This window comes from Streptomyces sp. NPDC058375, assembly GCF_042723425.1.
In the GTDB taxonomy this organism is placed as follows: Bacteria; Actinomycetota; Actinomycetes; order Streptomycetales; family Streptomycetaceae; genus Streptomyces; species Streptomyces durocortorensis.
In genome coordinates this window covers 1-4,520 of record NZ_JBHXJG010000389.1, presented here as the reverse complement: position 1 = coordinate 4,520, position 4,520 = coordinate 1, and the positions used below count along the sequence as shown (strand labels likewise).

The 4,520-nt window shown below is 67.5% G+C and carries 3 protein-coding genes; all 3 read right to left on the bottom strand.

The features are described 5' to 3' along the window. Positions 1-211 precede the first annotated feature (211 nt). Genes ACFWM7_RS33810 through ACFWM7_RS33800 form a run of 3 tightly spaced genes read right to left on the bottom strand, consistent with a single transcriptional unit; the run spans position 212 to position 4,220 of the window. A complete protein-coding gene (locus ACFWM7_RS33810; protein ID WP_383268209.1) occupies positions 212-562 on the bottom strand; it encodes a hypothetical protein in 351 nt (116 codons plus the stop codon). 36 nt (positions 563-598) lie between these two features. Further along, on the bottom strand, positions 599-3,241 hold the full coding sequence (locus ACFWM7_RS33805; RefSeq protein ID WP_383268207.1) for a S8 family peptidase: 2,643 nt from the start codon (positions 3,239-3,241) through the stop codon (positions 599-601). Then, a complete protein-coding gene (locus ACFWM7_RS33800; protein ID WP_383268205.1) occupies positions 3,234-4,220 on the bottom strand; it encodes an AAA family ATPase in 987 nt (328 codons plus the stop codon). Before ACFWM7_RS33800 ends, ACFWM7_RS33805 begins: the two co-directional genes overlap by 8 nt. Between the last annotated feature and the right edge of the window lie 300 nt (positions 4,221-4,520).

Here is a 4,520-nt window from a genome sequence, read left to right as displayed (position 1 = left end):
GGGGGTGCGCGGTGCCGGTGGGCCGGCTGGGGGTGGGCCGTTCGGCGGCGGACCCGCTCTATTCGGGGTTGTTGCCGGGTGGGGGACCTTTGGCCGCGCGCGCCCCGGCGGGGGCGCTCGCCACCCGCGGCATCCCACCCATCGCAGGTCACCCCGGCCGAACCCGCCGCCGAGCGGAAGCCCTCCTCGGACACGGCAGCTGTAGTTCCGATCATGGCTGGTTGTGACGGTGGTGTCGTTGCTGGTGGCAGGCGGCCGCGACCGCTTGGTGATGGCGGCGCCAGGCGGTCCAGTGCAGGACGTGCTCGCGGTCGCGTGCGGGCGGCGGCAGGACGAGGGCTCGCAGGAGGCGGATGAGTTCGGGGCAGGTCAGCGGGACGAGCTCGGGCCGCTCCTCGGCGGTCTCATGGACGGCGGTGGCCGTCAGGGCGAGGACGGCTGCGGCGATCTGGGAGAACAGTGACCAGCGCATCCAGGAGTTCCAGCAGGTCACTTGGCCCTGGTCGAGTCCGGTGAAGCCCTTCGCGAGCCGGAAAGTCTCAGTGGCTGCCCGGTTCGACAAGCCCGCATGCCAGGTAAGGCGGGATCCTACGGCTGCCTACCAGCCGAGTTCCATTTGGATGGGGATGCCGTCCACGATCTCGGAACGCGCTTGGGGAGCTACCCCGATCGACACGCCGAGCTGGGTGGCGATAGGCGTATACAGGTCGGTGGAGACCTCTGGTGTACGCAGGGAGACCAGGAGGGCGTAGCTGACGGGCAGGCCGATGCGGTTGCTGCGCCTGTTCGCTTTCCACCAGCCTCCGACGGGGTAGACGGCGAGTGTGCCGCAGTCGGCGAGTTCGGTCGCCGATCCGCGCCAGATGTCGGCGTGCAGGGAGCCGAGGTTGCGGGCCCGGGGGCCGACCAGCCACTTGGTGTTGGACTCGAATGCCTTGGGGTTGCCAAGGCCGTCGCTCTCGTGTTCGGCCTGTTCCGCTAGTCGCCTCTGGAAGGAGTCGCTGGATTCGGTAGGGCCTTTGATGGCGAAGCGAAGGCCGTGCGAGGCGTAGCTGTAGCGGCCGAGCATGCCGCGCCGGCCGGGATTGGGCTCGATCATGTAGGCGAGCGTCACGCGCAGGTCGACGGTGGTCTCGGCCAGGTCGCGCAGTTGTTCCAGGGGCCACGGCAGCTCGTGCAGCTTGAGTTCGGCCAGGCGAACCTGCCCGCCCTTGACCTTGTACGGCACCAGAGTGTTCTGGATGATCATGGTGACGGCGTTCGAGGCGCTGCTGCGGATGCGGTCGGCGGTGGGCATGCCCCATCCGTACCGGCGGATCACCTGTCGCATCACGTCGCCCTTGGCGAGTCTGGGGGCACCGGTCTTCTTGTACAGGCCCTGTTCGACCATGGCCGGGGTCCACTGGGCTTCGTGCACGAGAAGGGCGCGAACCGTCTCCGGCCGCAACCCGGGGTAGGCGCTCATCGCCGTGGCGGCGAGCGCAGCCGCCTGGGCCGTGGCAGCGCTCGTAGCGTTCGTCCAGGTCAGCTGACGCGCCGGGTCGTGGTGGGTGGTCGCCACGCTCACCAGATCGTGTGCGTCCAGGATGCTGTCGTCAGGGGCGACGAGCATGTTGCCGCCCTCCAGAACGATGTCGGGCTTGGTGATGACTGCGTTGGTCAGCGCCACCGAGGTCCGGCTGAAGGGGGACAGGGCGCCCGGCGCCGCCAGCGGACGGTATCCCCGGAACAGGGCGGAATCGGGGACGGCGTCCATATGCGTGCATGCCCCGACGGTGAGTACGTTGTGTGCCTGGGCGGGTTCCTCGATGCGCGACAGGTCGGACAGAAGCAGCGGATCCAGCGTGCCGTCGTCGCGGCGCATCTGGTGGGGGACAGCACCGCGGATGTTGCCGGCGCTGACGATGATCAGGCGTGACGCTTCAGGATCGGGAGCTCCGACCAGCTCGATCCGGTCGTCCCCGACGGTGACGTCCGTGCCTGCTGCCAGGGCGTCCAGGGTGGCTGACCACAGGGTCGCGGTGCCGTCTACGCCGTTCTCCCCTTCCCCGGACTGCCGGGTGACGGCCATCGAGAAGACCCGTCCCGACGGTGCGGGGCCTCCGTTGCCGATCTCGGCGGTCGCGACCGCGTTCGCGGTCGTTTCCGCACAGGTGCGCGGGGATGCGTCGGGTGTGTGAGCGTCGTTGAGGATCTTCACGGACTCAAGACCGTGACCGAGGACTACGGGACCTTGCGATTCAAGGGCTGCGGCGAAGTCCCCGAAGAGGGCGAGCCCGGCCATCTGCGTGCCGTGCCCGATCCGGTCGGCCGATGTGCTGCCAGGGAGCACGCTGTAGGCGCGCTCGTGCAACGCGGGCTTCAGCAGGGCGTGCTCCTGGGCTATCCCTGTGTCCAGGATGCAGACCGCCGGGGCCTCCGGTGCGGCCGGCTCGATGCGCGCGGCGAGATCCTTGACGAGGTCCACGCGGAACTCGCGGTCGACGGCGTAGAGGCCCTCGGCGAAGGTAGGGCTGCGGATCTCAGCAGGGCAGGCGTTCGTGGCCAACAGGAACGCCAGCTCGTTACCGGTCGTCGCGACGTGCGCCACCAGGCGTTCCCCGACATGGATCGCCCGTTCACTGACCCGCCAGCGACGCTCTTCGGCCAGGGAACGCAAGGTGGCAACCGCCGTCGGCGAGATCCGCGGATCGAACCACAACTCCCACCACCGCTCCTCGTCCAGCGGCGGCAGATCCTGCCGCTCCTGCCAGAGGTGCTCCAGCAGAGCCCGCTGGACCTGTTCCATATTGGCCACCAGCACGGCCTGCTTGGGTTTGCCGCCGGGGGTGTCATCCGTAAAGTCGGCGATCCGCTGGGTGAACGAGGCGACTTTGTCGAAGGGGATCCAGACCAGCGCGTCCTGCTGACTGTTCTCGGTCTGCGGGTGGCTGCTCATGAGTGTCAGGCCGGATGCGTCCAGGCGCTCCAGGCTCAGAGGATGGTCGCGGGCCGCCTCGATACGCACCGCGAAACCGTCAGGCTGACGGTCCTCGGGCGTCTGCTGCATGAGCCGGGTTGACTCCCGGCGGGCCTTCTCCAGCCCGTCCACCAAAGCGTCGGCGTGCCCCTGCCGGTCTGTGTGCTGGACCAGGGCCGGGCCGCTTCCCCCCGCAGGCTCAGAGCGCGGCGTGAGGGTGGTGGCATCCCAGGGCACGATCAGGTGCGGACTGAGCCGTGCGGAAGTGCCGGGCTCAGGCATGGTGGGAGGCGTGCCGCTCGGTCAGGGCCTCAAGCAGCAGCTGCTCGTCCACCACGTCCCGGTCAGCCAGGATGGCTCGTTTGGCTGCTGCTTCCGCCGCTTTGACCAGCTCGGCGTGACTCAAGCCCGATGCACGTTCTGTCACGAGTCCCCACCGTAGTGTGCTTGTGTCCATTCCTGCTAGACGTCGCTGCAGCACCTGTACAGCTTCCTCCCCGGTGGGAGGGCCATAGGTGGCGATCATGTCGAAGCGACGGAACAGAGCCTGGTCCAGAAGCTGGTGGTGGTTGGTGCCGGCCACCACGAGACTCTCAGAAGGTGCCTCATCAAGAAACAGCAGAAATGAGTTGAGGATCCTGCGGGCTTCGCCGACATCGTTGCCTGCCGCCCGTTCGGCTCCCAGAGCGTCGAACTCATCGAACAGGTAGACCGCACGGGTCTGAGCCACGGCGTCGAAGACCAGACGTAGCTTGGCGGCGGTCTCGCCCATGAACCGGCTGATCAGACCGTCCAGGCGAATGGTGAACAGGGGCAGTTTCAGCTCTCCAGCCAGAGCCGCTGCCGTCATGCTCTTGCCCGTCCCAGGAGGACCGGACAACAGAATGCGATGCACCGGGGTAAAGCCGAAGCGCTCCAGCCGTGCACGCTGTCGTTGTTCGTGCAGCACGCGGTCCAGTGACGCACGCAGTCCGGCGTCCAGGGTCATGTCGTCGAGCTGGGTGTCCGGGTAGCCTGCCGTCAGGAGACTGGTCAGCTCACCGCGAGGCTGCACCACCGGGGTAACGGCACGCTGGGTGTCCGGCTTCCCCTGCCTCTGCTGGGCGGCCTCGACCAGCTCACGCAGCTCTACGGCGAATTTTCCCTGCCCCTGGCGGGCGGACTTCGCCGCAACTTGCAGGGCGACGCTGTAGAAGAGGTCGTCGTTGGCTTCGGAGTGCGCCCGCACAAGAGCTTTCAGGTGATCGGCGTTCGCCGCCATACGCCTGTCACCCTCCGATGTGGACTGCCTGCAAAAAGAGGTATACCCAAGACCAGCGGACCTCTGCGCCTGCATCGTACGGCCCTGCGCACCAGACTGCCGCCCGAATCGGCCGCTGACTGAGGTGCCGATGAGTGATCTTGGCGTGAGTGCGCCGAACGGCTGACTGGCCTTCCCTGCCTGAGTGGCATGGCGGCGGTCGCCATTTAGAAGTCATCTCATTTGGCGAGCCTGCGGTAGCAGATGAGGGTGCAGGCAATGCTGGTGAAGGCGAGGAAGTGGTCGGCCTTGCGTTCGTAG

Excerpts from the sequence above, each read along its gene's own strand:
- ACFWM7_RS33805 (WP_383268207.1), bottom strand. The coding sequence starts at position 3,241 with ATGCCTGAGCCCGGCACTTCCGCACGGCTCAGTCCGCACCTGATCGTG.
- ACFWM7_RS33800 (WP_383268205.1), bottom strand. The coding sequence starts at position 4,220 with ATGGCGGCGAACGCCGATCACCTGAAAGCTCTTGTGCGGGCGCACTCC.